Genomic DNA, 19,521 nt, shown 5'->3' with positions numbered 1-19,521 from the left:
CGGGGCCTGCATCCGGCAATCGGCTCCTCGCCGGTTTCTCTAATCTGGAGACCGTGTCATCGTTCTTCGGCGGCCGCACAGGCACCGAAAATCGACTGGATTGCATCGCTAGCGCAAAAACGCCTGCCGATACTCCCCAGGCGTACCACCCAGCGCCTGGCGAAACCGATTGGTGAAATGACTCGCACTGGCAAACCCACAGGCCAACGCAATATCCCCCAACGGCTGCGACGTTGTGCGCAACAATTCCCGCGCGTGGCTCAGTCGCCGAGCCAACACATACTGATGCGGCGGCAGACCGAAGCTCACTCGAAACATTCGCGCAAAGTGATATTCGGACAGCGCACATAACCCCGCCAATTGCCCAAGGCTGATGGCTTCGGCCATTTGATGGTCGATGAACTCCACCAACTGCCGCCGCTGATGCGCCGCCAACCCACCCTTGAGGCGCAAGCCCTCACGCACGCCGACCTGGCTGAGCAGGGCATGGCTGAGCATTTCATGAGCCAGGCTGCTGGTGAGAAGGCGTTCGCCGGGTTCATCCCAGTTGAGAGCGATCAACTGCCGAAAGCGCCGGGCTTGCGGCGGGTCTTCAAGAAACGTGCGCTCGCGCAACTGCAATTCCCGAGGTTCGCGATCCAGCAGCGTGACGCAACCAAGGGCAAATTGTTCGGGGCTGAAATAGAGGTGGGCCAGGCGAATATCGCCGTTGATCACCCAGCCTGACTGATGGTCGGCCGGCAGAATGCACAACTTGTCCGGGCCGCCCTTGGTGCCGGGCTGGTCGCGGCGAAAAGTACCGGTGCCGCCAGCGATGTAGCAAGACAAAGTGTGATGGCTCGGCGCTTCGTAGTCCTGGGCATCGTGGTGGTTGTTCCACAAAGCTGCGGCCATGCCGTCACCGAGCTCGGCGCTGTGCTCCAGACGAGCATTGGGCGAGCGGTTAAGCGCTTGAAAGACTTGCAAGGATTCCAGTGCGGCCATGATCGGTTCTCTCCAACGCCTTGCATCCTACTCCGTAGAGGTTGGCCTGCCAGCCCGCCGGCCGACAAAAGCGCAAGTTTATGCAAGTGCGCCCACGATTGGCGCAGCACACTGGCCCCCTATTCAGGCAATGCACTGTGGCGAGGGAGCTTGCTCCCGCTTGAGTGCGCAGCGCTCACAAAACTGGCGAAATTTGCCAGGACTTGGGGCCGCTACGCAGCCCAGCGCGAGCAAGCTCGCTCGCCACAAAGTGAACAGCATTGCCCATCCCGGAGCTGTCGCCATGAACATTTCGTTGTATCTACTGACCGTGCTGATCTGGGGCACCACCTGGATTGCCTTGAAATGGCAACTGGGCGTGGTGGCGATTCCAGTGTCGATCGTTTATCGCTTCGGCCTTGCCGCATTGGTGTTGTTCGTGATGTTGCTGCTCAGCCGCCGTCTGCAAGTAATGAACCGTCGCGGGCATCTGATCTGCCTGGCGCAGGGCTTGTGCCTGTTCTGCATCAATTTCATGTGCTTTCTTACCGCCAGCCAATGGATTCCCAGCGGTCTGGTCGCCGTGGTGTTTTCCACCGCGACCTTGTGGAACGCCTTCAATGCGCGGGTGTTCTTCGGCCAGAAAATTGCCCGTAACGTGCTGATGGGCGGCGCGTTGGGCTTGCTCGGGCTTGGCCTGCTGTTCTGGCCGGAGCTGGCCGGTCATACCTCCAGCCCGCAAACCATGCTCGGGTTGGGCTTGGCGCTGCTCGGAACCTTATGCTTCTCGGCCGGCAACATGCTGTCGAGTCTGCAACAGAAGGCCGGCCTGAAACCCCTGACCACCAATGCCTGGGGCATGGCTTACGGTGCGGCGATGTTGACGGTGTGGTGTCTGGTCAAAGGCATCCCGTTCGACATGGAATGGAATGCCCGCTATATCGGCTCGTTGTTGTACCTGGTGATTCCAGGATCGGTGATCGGCTTCACCGCCTACCTGACGCTGGTCGGGCGCATGGGCCCGGAGCGGGCAGCGTACTGCACCGTTCTCTTTCCGGTGGTGGCGCTGAATGTGTCGGCGTTTGTCGAAGGCTATCAATGGACGGCACCGGCGTTGGTGGGGCTGGTGCTGGTGATGCTGGGGAATGTGCTGGTGTTCCGTAAACCCAAGGCAGCGATGGTGCAGGGGAACGGCAAGTTGGCTTGAAAAGGTCGGGCGCGTTAATACTCAGCGTTCGATCTTCAATGCCACATAAACCAATAAAGGCAAGATGAAGTCGGTGATATGTCGAGCCCAGTCCTTGGCATTCCACTCTTTTGATTCGTCCATGTTGAACCATTCAACGCCGACAACTTGCAAGCAGACGTAATAGATGAAAAAGGCGATCATTAATCCGATGAGGGCGAATTTTTTTGCTTCATGGAACTCTTGGGCGCTGCTGTTTATGTTTCGGTAAAGATGATAAGTGCCCACCAGGCAGAAAACGGTAAAAAGAACTTCAAGTGTAATGATTAGCCAATAAATCCGGTGGTGAAGCATGGGCGAGGTAATGGCTCGATAGCTGTACTTCGGGTTGTTGCTGGTGGTGTCCATGCTCAGGACGTGAGCGACGTACTCATAGTTTGAGGGGTAGTCGGTAAAGTTGCTATACATCACCAGCAGGCCAAAGAAACTTATAAATAGCATCAGTGTGGCTTTACTGAATCTGATGATTTGATCGGTTGTCAGATGATTCAAGGTGGTTATTCTCCAAAGCTGATTCCCGTCAGGGGCGGGTAAGTGAGGAGAGTTTATAGTGTGGTTTGTTTGTTTGGTGATGGACTGAATTGCAAGGTGTGTATTAATTGCGAGGTTAGTTATGGTTTTCTGTTGTCAGGACGTTCTATTGCAGTATCAACGGGCAGGCGTTTGAACGCCTGCCCGTTTTCGTCAGCCTTTCCAGACTTGCGGGTTGACCAGATCCTGCGGTCGCTCACCCAACAGGGCACTGCGCAAGTTGGCCAAGGCGCGGTTGGCCATGGCTTCACGGGTTTCGTGGGTGGCCGAGCCGATGTGCGGCAAGGTTACGGCATTTTTCAGCTGAAACAGCGGCGACTCGGCCAGCGGCTCTTTCTCGTAGACGTCCAGCCCGGCGCCGCGAATCCGGTTGTTTTGCAGCGCTTCGATCAGCGCCGGTTCGTCCACTACGGGGCCGCGGGCGATGTTCACCAGAATGGCGCTCGGTTTCATCAGCGCCAGTTCACGGTGGCTGATCAGGTGTCTGGTTTTTTCGCTGAGCGGCACCACCAGGCAGACGAAATCGGCTTCGGCCAGCAACTGGTCGAGGCTGCGAAACTGCGCACCGAGCTCCTGTTCCAGTTCGGTCTTGCGGCTGTTGCCGCTGTAGATAATCGGCATGTTGAAGCCCAGCCGACCGCGACGGGCGATGGCCGCGCCGATGTTGCCCATGCCGACAATCCCTAAGGTTTTGCCATGCACATCGCTACCGAACAGCGGCGCACCGACGGTGGCTTGCCATTGACCGGCCTTGGTCCAGGCGTCCAGCTCGGCAACGCGGCGGGCGCTGCTCATAAGCAGGGCGAAGGCCAGGTCGGCGGTGCTTTCGGTGAGGACGTCGGGGGTGTTGGTGAGCATGATCCCGCGTTCGTTGAAGTAGGCGAGGTCGTAGTTGTCGTAGCCAACGGAGACGCTGGAGACCACTTCCAGTTTGCTGGCGTTTTCCAGTTGCGCGCGACCGAGTTTGCGGCCGACGCCGATCAGGCCGTGGGCGTGGGGCAGGGCTTCATTGAATTGGGCATTGATGTCGCCGTTTTTCGGGTTCGGCACGATCACGTCGAAGTCTTGTTGCAGACGTTCGATCATCGGTGGGGTGATACGGCTGAAGGCGAGGACGGTTTTTTTCATTGGAGGCGGCTCGTCGGGCTTGGAGAATGCCAAGCACGCTAACATTCTTTTTCGCTGTTGTGCGTAGGAGCTGGCCGAAGGCTGCGATCTTTTGATCTGGATTTTCAAGATCAAAAGATCGCAGCCTTCGGCAGCTCCTACATGAAGCGAGGCTTGCTCGCGATTGCGATGGGACAGCCAGCATCAATGTTGAATGTTGAACCGTCATCGCGAGCAAGCTCGACTCCTGCAGGTACGGGTCAGTCTTGTGGGTCGACGTTGTCCAGTACTCGATTCACCGCCAGTTCGCCCAGCATGATGACCTGCTGGATGCCCAGCATGGTATTGCGATGAGTGCCTTCGAGAAAACCGGCGAAGTCACTGGCCATGACGCTGGCCGAGGCGAGGGATTCGCAGGCGTAGACCAATAAGGTTTCGGTGGTGGCGTCGGGGGCAACCTGGAACAAGTGGCTGGGGGGGTGAGGGGGATTCGGTGTTGGCTTGAACATAAGGGCGTTACTCCATGCTGAGCTTAATGGAGCCGCCACTTTCGTTTTCCAGACGAAAGGTGGCAGCCGTGCGCGGACTGGAAAAACCGGTAACGCCCAACAAAACCCGGCAGACCCGAAGGTCTCCCGCGCACAGCCGCCATAACATTGCGAGCAGAAAAAGCGCCGCAGTATGCCATGTGCAGAGGTTAAACGTTGATTCGGGTTTCCAGGCCCGATCGCTGATGCATCAGCGACCCACAAAGCCTACCCATCTCCCGTCCCACACACCAACCGTCAAAACGCGTCGGAAACGTCCCTGAATCTCGGCGATTTGTAGGACCGTCTGTAGCTCAATTCGCCAACCGCGCCCCGCCCAAACTCCCACTCAACTCATACGCCGCCAATTCCGCCTGATGCGCCGCCAATATCTCCGGCAACGACCCACGCAAGTACTCGACCCAGGTTTTGATCTTCGCATCCAGATACTGCCGCGACGGGTAGATCGCATACAGATTCAATTCCTGTGAACGATAGTTCGGCATCACCCGCACCAACGTGCCGTTGCGCAGCCCTTCAATCGCCGCGTACACCGGTAAAACGCCAACCCCCATGCCGCTGGTGATTGCAGTCTTCATCGCATCAGCGGAGTTCACCAAAAACGGTGAGCTGTTGATGGTGACCATTTCCTGGCCATCAGGGCCATCGAAGGCCCATTTCTCCAGCGGGATGACCGGGCTCACCAGGCGCAGGCAGGCGTGGTTGAGCAAATCGCTGGGTTTGTGCGCGCAGCCGTTGGCTTTTACATAGGCGGGCGATGCGCAAACGATGCTGTAGGTGATGCCCAAACGCTGGGAGACGAAGCCCGAGTCGGGCAGTTCGCTGGCGAGCACGATGGACACGTCGTAGCCCTCGTCGAGCAGATCCGGCACGCGGTTGGCCATGGTCAGGTCGAAGGTCACGTCCGGGTGGGTTTTGCGGTAACGGGCGATGGCGTCGATCACGAAGTGCTGACCGATGCCGGTCATGGTATGCACCTTGAGTTGCCCGGCCGGGCGCGCGTGGGCGTCGCTGGCCTCGGCTTCGGCTTCTTCGACGTAGGCCAGGATCTGCTCGCAACGCAATAGATAGCGCTTGCCGGCCTCGGTCAGGGCGATGCGGCGGGTGGTGCGGTTGAGCAGGCGGGTTTGCAGGTGGGCTTCCAGGTTGGAGACCGCGCGCGAGACGTTGGCCGTGGTGGTGTCGAGTTGCACGGCGGCGGCGGTGAAGCTGCCGGCCTCGGCCACGTAACTGAAGGCGCGCATGTTTTGCAAAGTGTCCATGGGGTGCTCTCTTGGCGAATGGCAAATTGTGACACGAAGTTGCTGATTCTTTACAGACGACTAAAGGCGCGACCAAGGGATTATCGCGTTAACGGTAACAAAGATTCACAAGAATCCCGGCTTATCGCCAACAAGGCCCACCCCTAGAATTGCGCCGGTCCCATGTAGGAGCGAGGCTTGCCCGCGAAGGCGTCCTCACAGGCACCATGGCCGTCGCTTGATAAGACGCCTTCGCGGGCAAGCCTCGCTCCTACAGGATCTCCCCCTATTTCAGGAATTTGCAGCAGTGCCGCGTCGCATCAACAGAGCGCTCAAGACGCTCAGTGTTTTGGCTTTAACCCTGGCAATCAGCGGCTGCATCGGCACCGCAGGTATTGCCCCGCAAGACAAGGCACTGGAGGCCAATTCATTGGCCACCGACGATGCCATTCAGAGCGCCGAGCAAGACGCTCATTGGCCCACCGCTCAATGGTGGCAAGCCTACGGCGACCCGCAATTGAACCGCTGGATCGACCTCGCCCTGCAAGGCAGCCCGAGCATGGCCATGGCCGCTGCGCGAGTGCGTCAGGCGCGGTCGATGGCCGGCCTTGCCGAGTCCGCCGAGTCGTTGCAGATCAATGGCCAATCCACCCTCAAGCGCCACAACTGGCCCACCGATCAGTTCTACGGCCCCGGCGAGTTGGCCAACACCACCACTTGGGACAACAACGCCGCGCTGGGTTTCAGCTATGCCCTCGACCTCTGGGGGCGCGAAAGCAACGCCACCGAGCGCGCCGTGGACATGGCTCACATGAGCGCCGCCGAAGCACGGCAGGCCCAGCTTGAATTGCAGAACAACATCGTGCGCGCCTACATCGAGCTCTCGTTGCATTATGCGCAACGGGACATCGCAGCCGCGACTTTGAAGCAGCAACAGCAAATTCTCGACCTGGCACAGAAACGTCTGGACGGCGGCATCGGCACCCATTTCGAAGTCAGCCAGGCCGAAACACCCTTGCCGGAAACCCATCGGCAAATCGATGCCCTGGACGAGGAAATTGCCCTAAGCCGCAACCAACTCGCCGCGCTGGCCGGTAAGGGGCCGGGGGAGGGTGCGCAGTTGCAACGGCCGACACTGTCGTTGGGCGCGGCATTGAAACTGCCGTCCTCCTTGCCGGCGCAATTGCTCGGTCAACGCCCGGACGTGGTTGCCAGTCGCTGGCAAGTGGCGGCGCAGGCGCGGGGCATCGATGTCGCTCACGCGGGCTTCTACCCCAACGTCGATCTGGTCGGCAGTCTCGGCTACATGGCCACCGGCGGTGGTGCGCTGGAGTTTTTGACTGGCAAGAAGCTCAACTACAGCGTCGGCCCGGCGATTTCGTTGCCGATCTTCGACGGTGGGCGCTTGCGTGCGGAGTTGGGCGAAGCCTCGGCGGGTTATGACATCGCGGTGGCCAGGTACAACCAGACGCTGGTCAATGCACTGAAGAACATCTCCGACCAGTTGATTCGCCGCGAGTCGATGGACAAGCAACAGGCCTTCGCCGCCGAGTCGGTGGCCACGGCGCAGAAGACCTACGACATCGCGATGATCGCCTATCAGCGCGGGCTAACCGATTACCTCAACGTGCTCAATGCGCAGACTTTGTTGTTCAAGCAGCAACAAGTGCGGCAGCAGGTTCAGGCTGCGCGGTTGAGTGCTCATGCCGAGCTGGTGACGGCGCTTGGCGGTGGACTCGGTGCGGGCAATGACGTCCCGAACGCCGAGAAAACCCAACCCCCGAAAACCCCGGTTCTTTTGCGTTGAACACAAACCCTGTGGGAGCGGGCTTGCCCGCGATGGCGTCATCACATCCGACATTGATGGCGCCTGACACACCGCCATCGCGGGCAAGCCCGCTCCCACAGGTTCTGCGTCTTGACCGAATCTCAATGAGCAAAAATTTCATGACTCCCTTGCCCGCACCTTTGCGCTGGCTGTATTCCCTTGAATGGCGCCGGGGTTTCTTCGACTGGGCACGCAGCGACGGCGTGACCTGGGTGTACATTTTCAAGGTGCTGTTCGCGGCGTTCCTGACCCTGTGGCTGGCCATGCGCCTTGAGCTGCCGCAACCGCGCACCGCGATGATCACTGTGTTCATCGTTATGCAACCGCAAAGCGGCCAGGTTTTCGCCAAGAGTTTCTATCGCTTCCTCGGCACGTTGGCCGGGTCGGCGGTGATGGTCGCGTTGATTGCCCTGTTTGCGCAGAACACCGAACTGTTCCTCGGCTCGCTGGCGATCTGGGTCGGCCTCTGCTCGGCCGGCGCGGCGCGTTATCGCAACTTCCGCGCCTACGGATTTGTACTCGCCGGTTATACGGCGGCGATGATCGGACTGCCTGCATTGGCGCATCCCGACGGCGCGTTCATGGCAGCAGTCTGGCGTGTGCTGGAAATCTCCCTGGGGATTCTCTGCTCGACGCTGGTGAGCGCCGCGATCCTGCCGCAAACCGCCAGCGCCGCGATGCGCAATGCCTTGTATCAGCGCTTCGGCGTGTTTGCCTTGTTCGTCACCGATGGCTTGCGCGGTCGCAGCCGGCGCGAGGCATTTGAAGCGAACAACGTGCGGTTTATCGCCGAGGCGGTAGGTCTGGAGGGGCTGCGCAGCGTCACGGTGTTCGAAGACCCGCACATGCGTCGGCGCAACGGGCGGCTCAGTCGCTTGAACAGCGAGTTCATGGGCATTACCACGCGCTTCAATGCGCTGCATCAGTTGCTCGAACGCCTGCGCAACAGCGGCACCGATCAGGTTGTCGCGGCGATCAAACCGGGGTTACAGGATCTGGCGGAAGTGCTCGACGGCTTCAGCGGTCGGGCCTTGACCAGCCCCGACGCTGCACGCCTGGCCAGTGCTTTGGCGACCTATAAGGACAACTTGCCGGCGCGGGTCCGCAGCCTGCGGGCGACCTTTCAGGAGAGTGATCCGAGCGACGCCGAGCAGCTGGATTTTCACACCGCCTACGAGCTGCTTTATCGCTATGTCGACGACCTGCACAGTTATGCACAGACCCACGCATCGCTGGCCGATCACAGCCACGAACGGGAACGTTGGGACGAGCCCTTCACCCCGCAAACCAACTGGCTGGCTTCGGCGGCATCGGGCCTTCGCGCAGCATTCATTCTCGTGGTGCTCGGCAGTTATTGGGTGGCCACCGCGTGGCCGAGCGGGGCGACCATGACCCTGATCGCCGCCGCCACCGTCGGCCTTTCAGCAGCGACACCGAACCCCAAACGGATGGCGTTTCAGATGGCCTGCGGGACGTTGCTCGGGGCGCTGATCGGCTTCGTCGAGATGTTCTTCATCTTCCCCTTGATCGACGGGTTTGCGTTGCTCTGCGTGATGCTCGCGCCGGTGATCGTGATCGGGGCGTTCCTGACTTCACGGCCGCAATACGCCGGGGTTGGCCTGGGGTTGCTGATCTTCTTCAGCACCGGTTCGGTGCCGGACAACCTCACGGTTTACAACCCTTACGCCTTCATCAACGACTACCTCGCCATGATTATGGGCATGCTGGTGTGTGCGGCGGCCGGGGCGATCATTTTGCCGCCCAACAGTCGCTGGTTATGGCGGCGCCTGGAGCAGGATTTGCGCGGGCAAGTGGTCTACGCCATCAGCGGCAAACTCAAAGGTTTGGCATCGAGTTTCGAAAGTCGCACTCGCGATCTTTTGCATCAGGCCTATGGCCTCGCAGCAGGACAGCCGCAGGTGCAACGGGACTTGTTGCGCTGGATGTTCGTGGTGCTGGAAGTCGGCCACGCGATCATCGAGTTGCGCAAGGAACAGGCGATTCTGCCGGTGCACCCGGCCTATGCCGAATCCCAGCCGTGGCGTCAGGCGATCCGGGCGATGGGGCGTTCGCTGGTGCGACTGTTTCTGCAGCCGAGCCCGAGCAATCTGGAGCGTGCCCTGGTCGCGGTCGACCACGCGATCAGCCGCGTGCAGGCCACCGATGAGCCCTTCGCGCCGCACTTCGATACCTCGGCGTTGCGTCGGGTGAAGAGCTACCTGCACTTCATCCGCACCTCGCTGCTCGACCCGCAATCGCCACTGGCCGGCTACATAAAAGCTAGTGCTATCACCAAGCCCCAAGGACTTGAACATGCCTCGTGAAATCGCCTTCCACGGCGTGTACATGCCGACCATGACCCTGATGTTTTTCATTGCCGCGGCGTTGGCCTGGGCGCTGGATCGATTCTTGTCCGGGTTCGATCTGTACCGCTTCTTCTGGCACCCGGCGCTATTGCGCCTGAGTCTGTTTACCTGTCTGTTCGGCGCTCTTGCGCTGACTGTTTACCGTTGACTTTCTATCACTGAAGAAGGCCCTGATGAAAAAGCTTTTCAGCCTGCTCGCAACCCTGTTGGTGTTGGCCCTTGCCCTGTGGATCGGCCGGACCCTGTGGGTGCATTACATGAACACGCCCTGGACCCGCGACGGCCGGGTGCGCGCCGACATCATCAACGTCGCCGCCGACGTTACCGGTGAAGTGGTGGACGTGCCGGTGCGCGACAATCAGCTAGTGAAGAAGGGCGATTTGCTGATGCGCATCGACCCCGAGCATTACCGCATCGCGGTGAAACAGGCGCAGTCGCTGGTGGCCTCGCGCAAAGCCACGTGGGAGATGCGCAAGGTCAACGCCCATCGCCGCGCCGATCTCGACAACCTGGTGATCTCCAGGGAAAACCGCGACGACGCCACCAACATCGCCGATTCGGCCCTGGCCGATTACCAGCACGCCCAGGCACAACTGGAAGCGGCCGAACTGAACCTCAAACGCACCGAAGTGCGCGCGGCGGTGGACGGCTACGTCACCAACCTCAACGTCCATCGCGGCGACTACGCGCGCATCGGCGAAGCGAAAATGGCCGTGGTCGACATGAATTCGTTCTGGGTTTATGGCTTCTTCGAAGAAACCAAACTGCCGCATGTGCGCGTGGGCGATAAAGCCGATATGCAATTGATGAGCGGCGAAGTGCTCAAGGGGCATGTGGAAAGCATCTCTCGCGGCATCTATGACCGGGATAATCCCGAAAGCCGCGAGCTGATCGCCGATGTGAACCCGACCTTTAACTGGGTGCGCCTGGCGCAGCGGGTGCCGGTGCGGATTCACATTGATGAAGTGCCGGAGGGTGTGCTGTTGGCGGCGGGGATTACTTGCACCGTTGTGGTGAAACAGGCTGTCGAGGGGTAACTGACAGGCCGAGTCGTCTGCTTCGCGAGCAAGCCCGCTCCCACACTTGATCTACTTTGTGCACATATTTTGTGTTCACTGAAGATCAAATGTGGGAGCGGGCTTGCTCGCGAATGAGGCAACTCGGTCCCTCAGGTAGATGTTCGACAGTTCACTCCTTGCAAAACGTCTCATGCAAATGCCGCCAAACCACCTTGCCATCGGCCTGTTTCTCGAACACCACCGAAGACCGTCGATCAGAATGCAGCCCTGTCGCATCGGTCTGCTGCTCGCGGTAACTCACCACCGCGCCACCGTCGTACAGCGCTACACCTCGCAACTCGCTGAGCTCAATCCTGAACCCGAGCTTTTTCCCGCCCGCCAGCAGAAACAATTCCTTCAACGCCTCGAAATCCAGCACCCGGCCCAACGGCGAGATCATGGAAAACCGGGGTGAAAAACGCATGAGTAATTGTTCAAGCTCGGATTCGTCCCGCTCCTCGGCCAGCCATTGTTCAATGGCTATGTGAGCCTGGATCACTTCGTCAAAGTATTCGGTGTAGTTGGTCATGCTGTTTCCTGAAATTTTGCAGCGTCTGTCCTGACGTCTTCGCGGGCAAGCCCGCTCCCACAGTGATCTTTGGTGTGAATGCTATCTATGCCACCCAGCAGAACTGTGTGGGAGCGGCGGTGCGACGATTCGACTTGCCCGCGATGATGTCGACTCGGTCTTAGAGTTGCCCCTTCAACCCGAACCGCTTCATCAACCCCGACTCCAGCAACCCCTTGGGCAACAACCCCGCCATCAACGGCAACGCCCGGCTACCATTACCCAAACGCACCAGACGCGGGGGTTTATTCTGCTGCACGGCCTTCAATAAACCGGCGGCAAATTCACTGGCCGGCGTCGGCTTGTCCTGAGACGCCTTGGCCCGCGCGCGAATACCTTCACGCAGCGGCCACCATGGCGATTGCTCGGTGATCAGTTGCTCAGCCTCTTGGCCGGCATTCCTGGCGAAGCTGGAGGCGATGGCCCCTGGCTGAACTTCCATGACCCGCACACCGAACGGTGCCAATTCCATGCGCAGCGCATCGCTCAAGGCATGCACCGCGGCTTTCGAGGCGCAGTAGGCGCCAGCAAATGGCGTGATCAAAACCCCGGAAACGCTGCCGATGTTCACCACCAGGCCCCTGGCGCGACGCAGCACCGGGAACATCGCGCGAGTCACGCCAACGATCGCAAACACGTTGGTTTCGAATTGCCGCTGCATGGCCGGCACACCGCCGTCGAGCAGCGGCCCCATGGCGCCATAGCCGGCGTTGTTGATCAGCACATCAAGGCCGCCGCGTTGCTGATTGATCCGCTCGCTCAGTTGTTCGAGGGCCGGGCCATCGTTCACGTCCAGTTGCACGGCGGTGAACCCGGCGGCGGTTAGAGCGGCTACGTCTTCGGCTTTGCGGGCGCTGGCCCAGACTTCGTACCCGGCACTTTTGAAAGCGTCGGCGAGGGCGCGGCCAATGCCGCTGGAACAACCGGTAATCAACGCAACGGGCATGGCGCGGTCCTTGTGCAAAAAGAAAAGGGATCAGTCGGAGAAACTACCCTGCAAACGCTCGGCGCGAAACTCCAGGGTTTGCGGGCGATAACCGGGGCGCAACGGCGGCATAGGCAAACAGTCTTCCCAATTACCACCGGCCTGCAGTTCGCCAGGGCCGCGATAGCGCGGTGCGGCGTATTGATTGTCAGCCAGATTGACCGTATCGCCCGGTGCATAAGCGGCGATTCGCCAGCGCAGTTCGGTCAGCGGAACGTCGTTGCCGTTGTTCATCGTCAGCTTCAAGGGGCGATCCGCCGGGCAGTGCTCGGGCGCGTAGGTGATGCGCAACTCCAGGCGCGCCAGTTGCTTGACCTCGCGGGTGTCCAGCCAGAACACCCACACCGCCACCAGGCCCAACCCGACAGCGGCGGCCATGGACACCGGCACGGCCTTGGACGGGTAGCGCAGCAGCAGGATCAGCCAGGTGATGACCAGCAGGACGCCGATGAACATGTGTGAACGCTCCTTGAACTCATAAACACCATCCTACCGAAGGGGCGCGGGAATGGACATTCGTGGAGCAAGATCGATGGCCGTTGGTCGGTACTGTCATTTCTGATAGTAGGCGGTAGTGCTCTCGATACGTTAGAAGACATTGCTCAATAGGGTTGTATTTCGGCGGGCGGTGGCAATGGGAATGGGAATGGGAATGCACCACAAAACACCAAAATTATCCGCCGTCGACCCGCGCGGCTTGACCATCCGTACGGTGGATTATTGGCGCGCCGTTGAAAACCTGCCCACTGAAGCACGCATCAATCGCACGGCCCATGATGCTGCGGGCCACCCGATAAAACAGTGGGATCCGCGGCTTTGGGCATTGCAGGCTGAAGATCCTCTGACTCCCGCCAATTCAACGACCGTGCATTCGCTGTCCGGCCATGCGCTGTGTACCGTCAGCGTCGATGCTGGATTGCAGCTGAACCTGCCCGGTCTGGGCGACGAGATTTTGCTGGCGTGGGACAGCCGAGGTACACAACGTGAGGTTGAATACGACGACCTGCTTCGTCCTGTGGCAGTGTTCGAGCAGGGCGAAACTGAGCCGCGAAGGTGCGTTGAACGCATGACCTATGGCGGGCCCGATCAGGGCGACCAGAATCAATGCGGGCAGTTGATCCGTCATGACGATCCGGCCGGGACGGTGCTGTTCGAGGCATTTTCGATCACCGGCCAATGCGTGAAGCAAGTCCGTCACTTCACCCTGGACCCTGTTGCCCCCGACTGGCCGGAGCTGGAAGCCGATCGCGAGCGGCTGCTTGAGCCCGGTGACGGTGCGTCGTCGACATGGCGTTTCGGTCCACAGGGGCATGTGCTGGAACAGACCGATGCCAAGGAGAATCGTCAGGCCTTCCACCTGACGCTTGATGGACAATTGCGTGAGGCGCGACTGCAACTCCATGGGCTGACAACCTGGCAAACGCTGGTGCGCGATATTCGGTACAGCGCGCAGGGTCAGGTCGAACACGAAACCGCTGGTAACAACGTACAGACGACCCTCGTTTACCGCCCCGAAGACGGTCTGCTGATGGAGCGCCGGGCACAGGATGCCAGTGCCGGACTGTTGCAACACCTGATCTACGATTATGACCGGATGGGCAATGTCCTGAGCATCGAGGACAGGGCACTGCGGGTGCGTTACTTCAACAACCAGCGCATCGATCCCATCAGTCGCTTTATCTACGACAGCCTGTATCAATTGATCCAAGCCGACGGCTGGGAGGAGGGCACTCTTCCGCAGGGGCCGGCGTCGGTAGGGCGGGTCGATCCGTCGGCGGTCAGCAACTATCGCCAGACCTACCGCTATGACGAGGGGGGGAATCTGCTGACGCTGACGCACGTCGGCGCGCAGAGTCGGGGGCGCGAACTGAAAGCGGCCCGCTACAGCAATCGTTGTCTGCCCTGGCGCAACGGCGTGCCGCCGACCGAAGAGGACATCGCCGCGGCGTTCGACGCCAAGGGCAATTTGCTGGAGCTGGATCAGGGGCGGATCCTGAATTGGGATCTGCGTAATCAGTTGCAGTCGGTCAGCCCGGTGGAACGCGTTTCCGGGCTCAATGACAGGGAGTCCTATGTCTACGATGGCGGTGGGCAGCGGGTACGCAAAATCCGCTCATTGCAGACCAATGCCCGGACCGTGGTGGCTGAAGTGCGTTATCTTCCGGGGCTTGAAATGCGCAGCGATAACGGCACGGGAGAAGTATTGCAGGTGATCACCGCCCAAGCGGGACTCAATAGCGTACGAGTGCTGCATTGGGAAACAGCGCCACCGTCCGGTATCGCCAACGATCAATACCGCTACAGCCTGGTCGATCACCTGAAATCCTGCACGCTGGAACTGGCCGACGACGCGCGAATCATCAGTCAGGAAACTTACTATCCCTTTGGCGAAACGGCTTGGTTTGCCGGGGCGGGCGTCGTTGAGGCGAGTTACAAAACGATTCGCTATTCGGGCAAGGAACGGGATGCGACGGGGCTTTATTACTATGGGTTTCGGTATTACATACCGTGGTTGCAGCGCTGGCTCCATACGGATCCTGCAGGCGCGGTGGATGGCTTGAACCTGTATCGGATGGTTAGAAATAACCCCGTCACGTTGATCGATGTCGATGGACGGGCGCCTAATGTACCGAGCGCACCCCCCGTGCCTCCACAACCACCTTCGCCACCGGGATCGGCAGCACTGCCACCTCCACCGCCGTCTGGCTTCGGCCCCGTGCCGCCACGGCCAGCACTGCCTGGGCAAGTCGCGCAGACTCAGAAGCTTTTTGAGCCTATTGTGTTGGCGCGCCCACAAATGCCGGCGAATCAGGCCTCAAAGCCATGGCAAACAAAAGACTATGTCGACACGGATCAGCTTGCCAAAACAATCAATCAACTATTTGGCGTATCGGTTAACACTATAAAAGTAGTGGATGTAACGCACGAACAGCTTTTTGAAAAAATCAGGTCTATTCCTGGCAATGAAACGATGCAGTTTAATAAGGACGATCTTCGTGCCAATCCTGCCGCCTGGACGTCGCCAGACGGAACAATTTACATGGGGATAACCGCACCGGATTATTCTGAAAATGGTCAGCTTGATAGAGATAAAATCCGCTCGACGATTGTTCACGAAGCCTTGCATTCTTCTTCGCACGGGCATGTGGGCTTTCAACAGGAGACGGATACGTCTGTAAGTAACAGTAATTATGACGAACACATTACCGACTACTTTGCCAATCAGGTCTTTAATGCAATGTATTCCGGGGCGGTATACAAAACGGGTTATTTCACAACGAGCGTAGGTGGAGAGGCTCAACATTGGGGTGGGAACATGGCTAAATTCATGATCGATTCAGGCCATGTGACAAGGAGTGAATTACAAAGTGGTTATTTTAAAACAGGAAAATTGAATCCGTTGCCTAGCCAGTTGTTAGACAAATGGAAAACATTTGCAAAGCAAAATAGAAATCCATTGAAAATGTGATTTGGCATGACGTCGGCAAAAAAAGCCCCCACCCAACCCACTGCGGATAGGGAACGCAGCGGGCTGGACGGGGGCTTCTTGTTTTACTGAGCGTTACTGCGCGATGGTTTTCACCGACACGCCACGCTCGATCGGGTTGGAGCGACCGTAGATATCTTCAAACCGCTCGATATCGTCTTCGCCCAGGTAGCTGCCCGATTGCACTTCGATGATCTCGAGTGGAATCTTGCCCGGGTTGCGCAGACGGTGAACCGAGGCGATCGGAATGTAGGTCGACTGGTTTTCAGTCAGCAGGAACACGTTTTCGTCGCAGGTCACTTCAGCAGTGCCGCTGACCACGATCCAGTGTTCGGCGCGGTGGTGGTGCATTTGCAGCGACAGGCACGCGCCCGGCTTGACCGAGATGCGCTTGACCTGGAAGCGGCCGCCCATGTCGACCGAGTCGTAGGAGCCCCACGGACGATAGACTTCGCAGTGGGTCTGGGTTTCGCTGCGGCCCTGAGCGTTGAGGGTGTTGACCATCTGTTTCACGCCTTGGACCTTGTCCTTGTGGGCGATCATCATGGCGTCCTTGGTTTCGACGACCACGATGTTTTCCAGGCCGATCACCGACACCAGTTTGCCGTTGCCGTGGATCATGCAGTTCTTGCTGTCCTGGATGACCACGTCGCCTTTGGTGACGTTACCGTTGGCATCTTTTTCATTGACTTCCCACAGCGACGACCAGCAACCGACGTCGCTCCAGCCGGCGGTCAGGGGCACGACGCAGGCGCGCTGGGTTTTTTCCATCACCGAGTAGTCAATGGAGTTGTCCGGGCAGCAGGCGAAGGTGGCGGGGTCGATGTCGACGGTGTCGGCATCCTGTGCGCTACGTTCCAGCGTCAGTACGCAGGTGTCGTAGATGTCCGGATCATGCTTTTTCAGCTCTTCGAGGAAACGGCTGGCGCGGAACAGGAACATGCCGCTGTTCCAGAAGTAACCACCGGACTGGACGAATTCGGTGGCGCGTTTCACGTCCGGTTTTTCGACGAAGTGCGAGACACGGCTGACGCCTTCCGGCAGCAGCGCATCGTTGGTGGACTTGATGTAGCCGTAACCGGTTTCCGGTTTGGTCGCCGGCACGCCGAACAGCACCATCTCGCCACGCTCGGCGGCCACGGTGGCCAGGGCCAGGGCGCGTTGCAGGGCTTTCTGGTCTTCCAGCACGTGGTCGGCCGGCAGCACCAGCATCAACTCGTCGCGACCTTCATTGACCAGCATCATCGCGGTCAGGGCTACGGCCGGCGACGTGTTGCGGCCAAAGGGTTCCATCAGCACGCGCTGCACGTCCAGGTTGCGGGCGCTCAACTGCTCGTTGACGATGAAACGGTGTTCCTTGTTGCAGACCACGATCGGGGTATCCATGCCTTCGAACACCAGGCGTTCCAGGGTTTGCTGGAACAGCGTGTGTTCGCCGGTCAGGGCGAGGAATTGCTTGGGGAATTGCTTACGCGAAAGCGGCCAAAGACGTGAGCCGCTACCACCTGACAAGATCACCGGAATCATGTTGTTACTCCTTCAAAATCGATTGGGTTAGAGCTACTGCGTTCTGTCGTTTCACTCTTGTTCTTGTTCCGTGTCCGAATTGACACCTCGGTCCTCTGTGGGAGCTGGCTTGCCTGCGATGGCATCACCTCGGAGTATCTGTTGCACCGAGTTGTCTGCATCGCGGGCAAGCCCGCTCCCACAAGGGGAGCGTCAATTCAGAGAATTAATCAGCGCGTCGACACCGGGCGCTTGACCCACACTGGCGACAGGCTGCTGCCGCTGCCGGTGACGTACAGCACCGCGGCTTCGCCTCGTTCCAGGGCAACCGGTTTCACGTCGCCGACTTTGGTGGCGCCGTCGTACAGTGCCAGGCTGACTTTCACCGGGTTGATTTCACGCTCGCCACGGCCCTTGGCTGCCACGGACGGGACCACTTCGGTCTTGCCGTCGGCGGTTTTCAGGGTCAGGGCCTTGTCGCTGAGGTTCTGTACGCGAACCAGGGATTTCTGCTTGTTCTTGAACGGCGGCTCTTCGATCAGTTGTGGTGCGCCGCTGGCGTTGTTGACCAGGGTGTAATAGTGGTCGCCGGCCAATTTCACTGGCAGGGTCTGGCTGCCGACCTTGGCGCTGTAATCGCCGCCCGGCATGAAGCTGAAGTCGGTGCTGGACAGCGGCGCGACTTCGCTCAGGTTGGTGCTGCCAACAGTGGCGCTGACTTCAGCGTTGGCGGCGTTGTAGACCCGCACGAAGCTGGAGCCTTTCGGTGCGGTCGGGCCGTAAAGCGCGGCGTCACCGGCGAAGGCCTGCATCGACAGCACGCTCATGCCGGCGACGAGGGCAACTGCTTTTAGGGAGCGAGCGGCGAGACGGCGAGGAGTAGTAGTGAAAGTCATGGAAGTACCTCTCTTTCAGTTTTGCGCCCGGTCGGGCGTCTCGGATTTAGTGTTTGCAGCTACGTTTTGTTGGCGTGCGCCGGCTTGTTTAAGCTCTGCGACCCACTGCGGGTCGGCGTCACCGATTTCGTTATTCACAGGCAGATATCGTTCAGGGAACTCCCAGATCAGCACTTGTGGCGGGCTGTTCTTGAAAGCATCGCTTTTCAGGTAGCTGAGCATCGGCAGAATCGGGCCATGGCCGTCTTCGGCGTAATTGACCACGTCGCTGTGCAACGCTTCTTTCAGCGCACCGACGAAGTTCCAGTTCGGGTTGGCGCTGTAGCTGGTGCCAATCAGGGCCACCGGCACTTCAGTGTTGGCGAACAGGGCGTCATCACCGGCAGGCTGATCCTGGGCCGCCACGGTGTTGCGCTTCTGCAAAGGCTCTTGCGCCGGCATCAGGTTTTCGAACAGAGGGTCCAGCGGCAGGAACAAACGCAGGTCACCCTTGTGCGTCACCTTCTCCGCAGGTTCGGTGACGAAGTTTTGCGGTTCGCCGCTGAGCGGAGCCTTGTCGGCAATGGTTTTGGCCAGAGTCTGGGCAGCGACTTGCGCGCCTTCCGGGGTCCAGTGGGTGTCGGTGCGCAGGAACACTTGCTGACCGTCTTGCTTGGCCTTTTGCATCGGGCCTAGCAGGTCGGGGGCGAGGATCTTGTCGGCCGCCACACGAGCGTGGAAGTCCTGGTACAGATTGGCGTGGATACTTGCCGGCTTCTCTTCACCCAGGTGTTCCGGGTACAGACGCGTCTTGGCCGGGACAATCGCCATCACCAGTTGTACACCTTGTTTTTTCAAGGTCTGGCGCACGCCTTCGACCAGCGCGTAGTTGCCCTGCAGGTTCAACTCTTCGTTGACGATCGGGTGGAACTCTTCATCGCTGTAGAGCCACTGATCGCGACCGAGCACCACGCCCGGACGACCTTCGTTGAACAGTTTGAAATCCAGCGCGGCCCAAAGGTTGGTGCCCAGGCGCTTGATCGGGAACTCGTCGTCGTAGTGCGTCTCGACGGCTTTGCTCCAGCGACCGTTGAGCACGGTCGCATCGGCGTTGGTACTGAAGCCGAAGAAGCTGCGTACCGACCACACGCCCAGGACCAGCAAGGTCACCAGGAACAGGGCGATGTAGAAGATGCGTAATGAGCGGGTCAT

General features: G+C 59.4%; 17 protein-coding genes. 6 read left to right on the top strand and 11 right to left on the bottom strand.

Annotated elements, in window-relative coordinates; all coding sequences use genetic code 11:
- Positions 1-108 precede the first annotated feature (108 nt).
- Positions 109-984 carry a helix-turn-helix transcriptional regulator gene (locus AC1RQB_RS22305; protein ID WP_063341508.1) on the bottom strand — a complete coding sequence of 292 codons (876 nt, stop codon included), beginning with the start codon at positions 982-984 and terminating at the stop codon, positions 109-111.
- A gap of 283 nt (positions 985-1,267) precedes the next feature.
- On the opposite strand from AC1RQB_RS22305, the gene AC1RQB_RS22300 reads away from it, so the two are divergent.
- The gene (locus tag AC1RQB_RS22300) at positions 1,268-2,170 is read left to right on the top strand and encodes a DMT family transporter (RefSeq protein WP_063341507.1); all 903 of its coding nucleotides are present in this window, start codon (positions 1,268-1,270) and stop codon (positions 2,168-2,170) included.
- A gap of 21 nt (positions 2,171-2,191) precedes the next feature.
- Here the strand turns inward: AC1RQB_RS22300 and AC1RQB_RS22295 are convergent, their stop codons facing one another.
- The 4 genes from AC1RQB_RS22295 to AC1RQB_RS22280 all read right to left on the bottom strand — a co-directional run bounded on the left by AC1RQB_RS22295 (position 2,192) and on the right by AC1RQB_RS22280 (position 5,657).
- Positions 2,192-2,701 carry a DUF2165 family protein gene (locus AC1RQB_RS22295; RefSeq protein ID WP_063341506.1) on the bottom strand — a complete coding sequence of 170 codons (510 nt, stop codon included), beginning with the start codon at positions 2,699-2,701 and terminating at the stop codon, positions 2,192-2,194.
- Between the two features lie 192 nt (positions 2,702-2,893).
- Positions 2,894-3,868 carry a 2-hydroxyacid dehydrogenase gene (locus AC1RQB_RS22290; RefSeq protein ID WP_063341505.1) on the bottom strand — a complete coding sequence of 325 codons (975 nt, stop codon included), beginning with the start codon at positions 3,866-3,868 and terminating at the stop codon, positions 2,894-2,896.
- Positions 3,869-4,107: 239 nt separating this feature from the next.
- Positions 4,108-4,356 (bottom strand): DUF6124 family protein, encoded by a 249-nt coding sequence (locus AC1RQB_RS22285; RefSeq protein WP_492570883.1) that lies wholly within the window; start codon positions 4,354-4,356, stop codon positions 4,108-4,110.
- 332 nt (positions 4,357-4,688) lie between these two features.
- Entirely contained in the window at positions 4,689-5,657 is a 969-nt protein-coding gene (locus AC1RQB_RS22280; RefSeq protein WP_008070477.1) for a LysR family transcriptional regulator, read from the bottom strand.
- Positions 5,658-5,943: 286 nt separating this feature from the next.
- Between AC1RQB_RS22280 and AC1RQB_RS22275 the strand changes: the two genes are divergently transcribed.
- The 4 genes from AC1RQB_RS22275 to AC1RQB_RS22260 all read left to right on the top strand — a co-directional run bounded on the left by AC1RQB_RS22275 (position 5,944) and on the right by AC1RQB_RS22260 (position 10,867).
- On the top strand, positions 5,944-7,443 hold the full coding sequence (locus tag AC1RQB_RS22275; RefSeq protein WP_063341504.1) for an efflux transporter outer membrane subunit: 1,500 nt from the start codon (positions 5,944-5,946) through the stop codon (positions 7,441-7,443).
- 140 nt (positions 7,444-7,583) lie between these two features.
- Entirely contained in the window at positions 7,584-9,788 is a 2,205-nt protein-coding gene (locus tag AC1RQB_RS22270) for an FUSC family protein (protein WP_063343892.1), read from the top strand.
- On the top strand, positions 9,778-9,978 hold the full coding sequence (locus AC1RQB_RS22265; protein ID WP_007896379.1) for a DUF1656 domain-containing protein: 201 nt from the start codon (positions 9,778-9,780) through the stop codon (positions 9,976-9,978). The genes AC1RQB_RS22270 and AC1RQB_RS22265 overlap by 11 nt, the downstream gene beginning before the upstream one ends.
- Before the next feature lie 25 nt (positions 9,979-10,003).
- Positions 10,004-10,867, top strand: coding sequence for an efflux RND transporter periplasmic adaptor subunit (locus tag AC1RQB_RS22260; RefSeq protein ID WP_063341503.1), 864 nt, complete (start codon positions 10,004-10,006; stop codon positions 10,865-10,867).
- Between the two features lie 151 nt (positions 10,868-11,018).
- Here the strand turns inward: AC1RQB_RS22260 and AC1RQB_RS22255 are convergent, their stop codons facing one another.
- The 3 genes from AC1RQB_RS22255 to AC1RQB_RS22245 form a co-directional block, all read right to left on the bottom strand.
- Positions 11,019-11,417: a DUF4440 domain-containing protein gene (locus AC1RQB_RS22255; protein WP_008070471.1), complete on the bottom strand. Its 399-nt coding sequence runs from the start codon at positions 11,415-11,417 to the stop codon at positions 11,019-11,021.
- Between the two features lie 160 nt (positions 11,418-11,577).
- A complete protein-coding gene (locus AC1RQB_RS22250; RefSeq protein WP_063341502.1) occupies positions 11,578-12,402 on the bottom strand; it encodes an SDR family oxidoreductase in 825 nt (274 codons plus the stop codon).
- Between the two features lie 30 nt (positions 12,403-12,432).
- A complete protein-coding gene (locus AC1RQB_RS22245) occupies positions 12,433-12,897 on the bottom strand; it encodes a hypothetical protein (RefSeq protein ID WP_008070465.1) in 465 nt (154 codons plus the stop codon).
- A 190-nt stretch (positions 12,898-13,087) separates the two neighbouring features.
- On the opposite strand from AC1RQB_RS22245, the gene AC1RQB_RS22240 reads away from it, so the two are divergent.
- Positions 13,088-15,910, top strand: a complete 2,823-nt coding sequence (locus AC1RQB_RS22240) for an RHS repeat-associated core domain-containing protein (protein ID WP_241824460.1) — start codon at positions 13,088-13,090, stop codon at positions 15,908-15,910.
- 93 nt (positions 15,911-16,003) lie between these two features.
- On the opposite strand, the gene AC1RQB_RS22235 is transcribed toward AC1RQB_RS22240, so the two are convergent.
- From AC1RQB_RS22235 to AC1RQB_RS22225, 3 genes are all read right to left on the bottom strand, one after another.
- Positions 16,004-17,455, bottom strand: coding sequence for a mannose-1-phosphate guanylyltransferase/mannose-6-phosphate isomerase (locus tag AC1RQB_RS22235; protein WP_008070455.1), 1,452 nt, complete (start codon positions 17,453-17,455; stop codon positions 16,004-16,006).
- Positions 17,456-17,664: 209 nt separating this feature from the next.
- The gene (locus AC1RQB_RS22230) at positions 17,665-18,330 is read right to left on the bottom strand and encodes an alginate O-acetyltransferase AlgF (RefSeq protein ID WP_008070454.1); all 666 of its coding nucleotides are present in this window, start codon (positions 18,328-18,330) and stop codon (positions 17,665-17,667) included.
- A 15-nt stretch (positions 18,331-18,345) separates the two neighbouring features.
- Entirely contained in the window at positions 18,346-19,521 is a 1,176-nt protein-coding gene (locus tag AC1RQB_RS22225) for an alginate O-acetyltransferase (protein ID WP_008070452.1), read from the bottom strand.

It is taken from the genome of Pseudomonas sp. GW822-FHT02E03 (genome assembly GCF_058802325.1).
Note: the sequence above shows the minus strand (reverse complement) of the source record. Positions and strands in the feature narration are given on the sequence as shown.

Excerpts from the sequence above, each read along its gene's own strand:
- AC1RQB_RS22305 (WP_063341508.1), bottom strand. The coding sequence starts at position 984 with ATGGCCGCACTGGAATCCTTGCAAGTCTTTCAAGCGCTTAACCGCTCG.
- AC1RQB_RS22300 (WP_063341507.1), top strand. The coding sequence starts at position 1,268 with ATGAACATTTCGTTGTATCTACTGACCGTGCTGATCTGGGGCACCACC.
- AC1RQB_RS22290 (WP_063341505.1), bottom strand. The coding sequence starts at position 3,868 with ATGAAAAAAACCGTCCTCGCCTTCAGCCGTATCACCCCACCGATGATC.
- AC1RQB_RS22285 (WP_492570883.1), bottom strand. The coding sequence starts at position 4,356 with ATGTTCAAGCCAACACCGAATCCCCCTCACCCCCCCAGCCACTTGTTC.
- AC1RQB_RS22280 (WP_008070477.1), bottom strand. The coding sequence starts at position 5,657 with ATGGACACTTTGCAAAACATGCGCGCCTTCAGTTACGTGGCCGAGGCC.
- AC1RQB_RS22270 (WP_063343892.1), top strand. The coding sequence starts at position 7,584 with ATGACTCCCTTGCCCGCACCTTTGCGCTGGCTGTATTCCCTTGAATGG.
- AC1RQB_RS22265 (WP_007896379.1), top strand. The coding sequence starts at position 9,778 with ATGCCTCGTGAAATCGCCTTCCACGGCGTGTACATGCCGACCATGACC.
- AC1RQB_RS22260 (WP_063341503.1), top strand. The coding sequence starts at position 10,004 with ATGAAAAAGCTTTTCAGCCTGCTCGCAACCCTGTTGGTGTTGGCCCTT.
- AC1RQB_RS22255 (WP_008070471.1), bottom strand. The coding sequence starts at position 11,417 with ATGACCAACTACACCGAATACTTTGACGAAGTGATCCAGGCTCACATA.
- AC1RQB_RS22250 (WP_063341502.1), bottom strand. The coding sequence starts at position 12,402 with ATGCCCGTTGCGTTGATTACCGGTTGTTCCAGCGGCATTGGCCGCGCC.
- AC1RQB_RS22245 (WP_008070465.1), bottom strand. The coding sequence starts at position 12,897 with ATGTTCATCGGCGTCCTGCTGGTCATCACCTGGCTGATCCTGCTGCTG.
- AC1RQB_RS22240 (WP_241824460.1), top strand. The coding sequence starts at position 13,088 with ATGGGAATGCACCACAAAACACCAAAATTATCCGCCGTCGACCCGCGC.
- AC1RQB_RS22235 (WP_008070455.1), bottom strand. The coding sequence starts at position 17,455 with ATGATTCCGGTGATCTTGTCAGGTGGTAGCGGCTCACGTCTTTGGCCG.
- AC1RQB_RS22230 (WP_008070454.1), bottom strand. The coding sequence starts at position 18,330 with ATGACTTTCACTACTACTCCTCGCCGTCTCGCCGCTCGCTCCCTAAAA.
- AC1RQB_RS22225 (WP_008070452.1), bottom strand. The coding sequence starts at position 19,521 with ATGACCCGCTCATTACGCATCTTCTACATCGCCCTGTTCCTGGTGACC.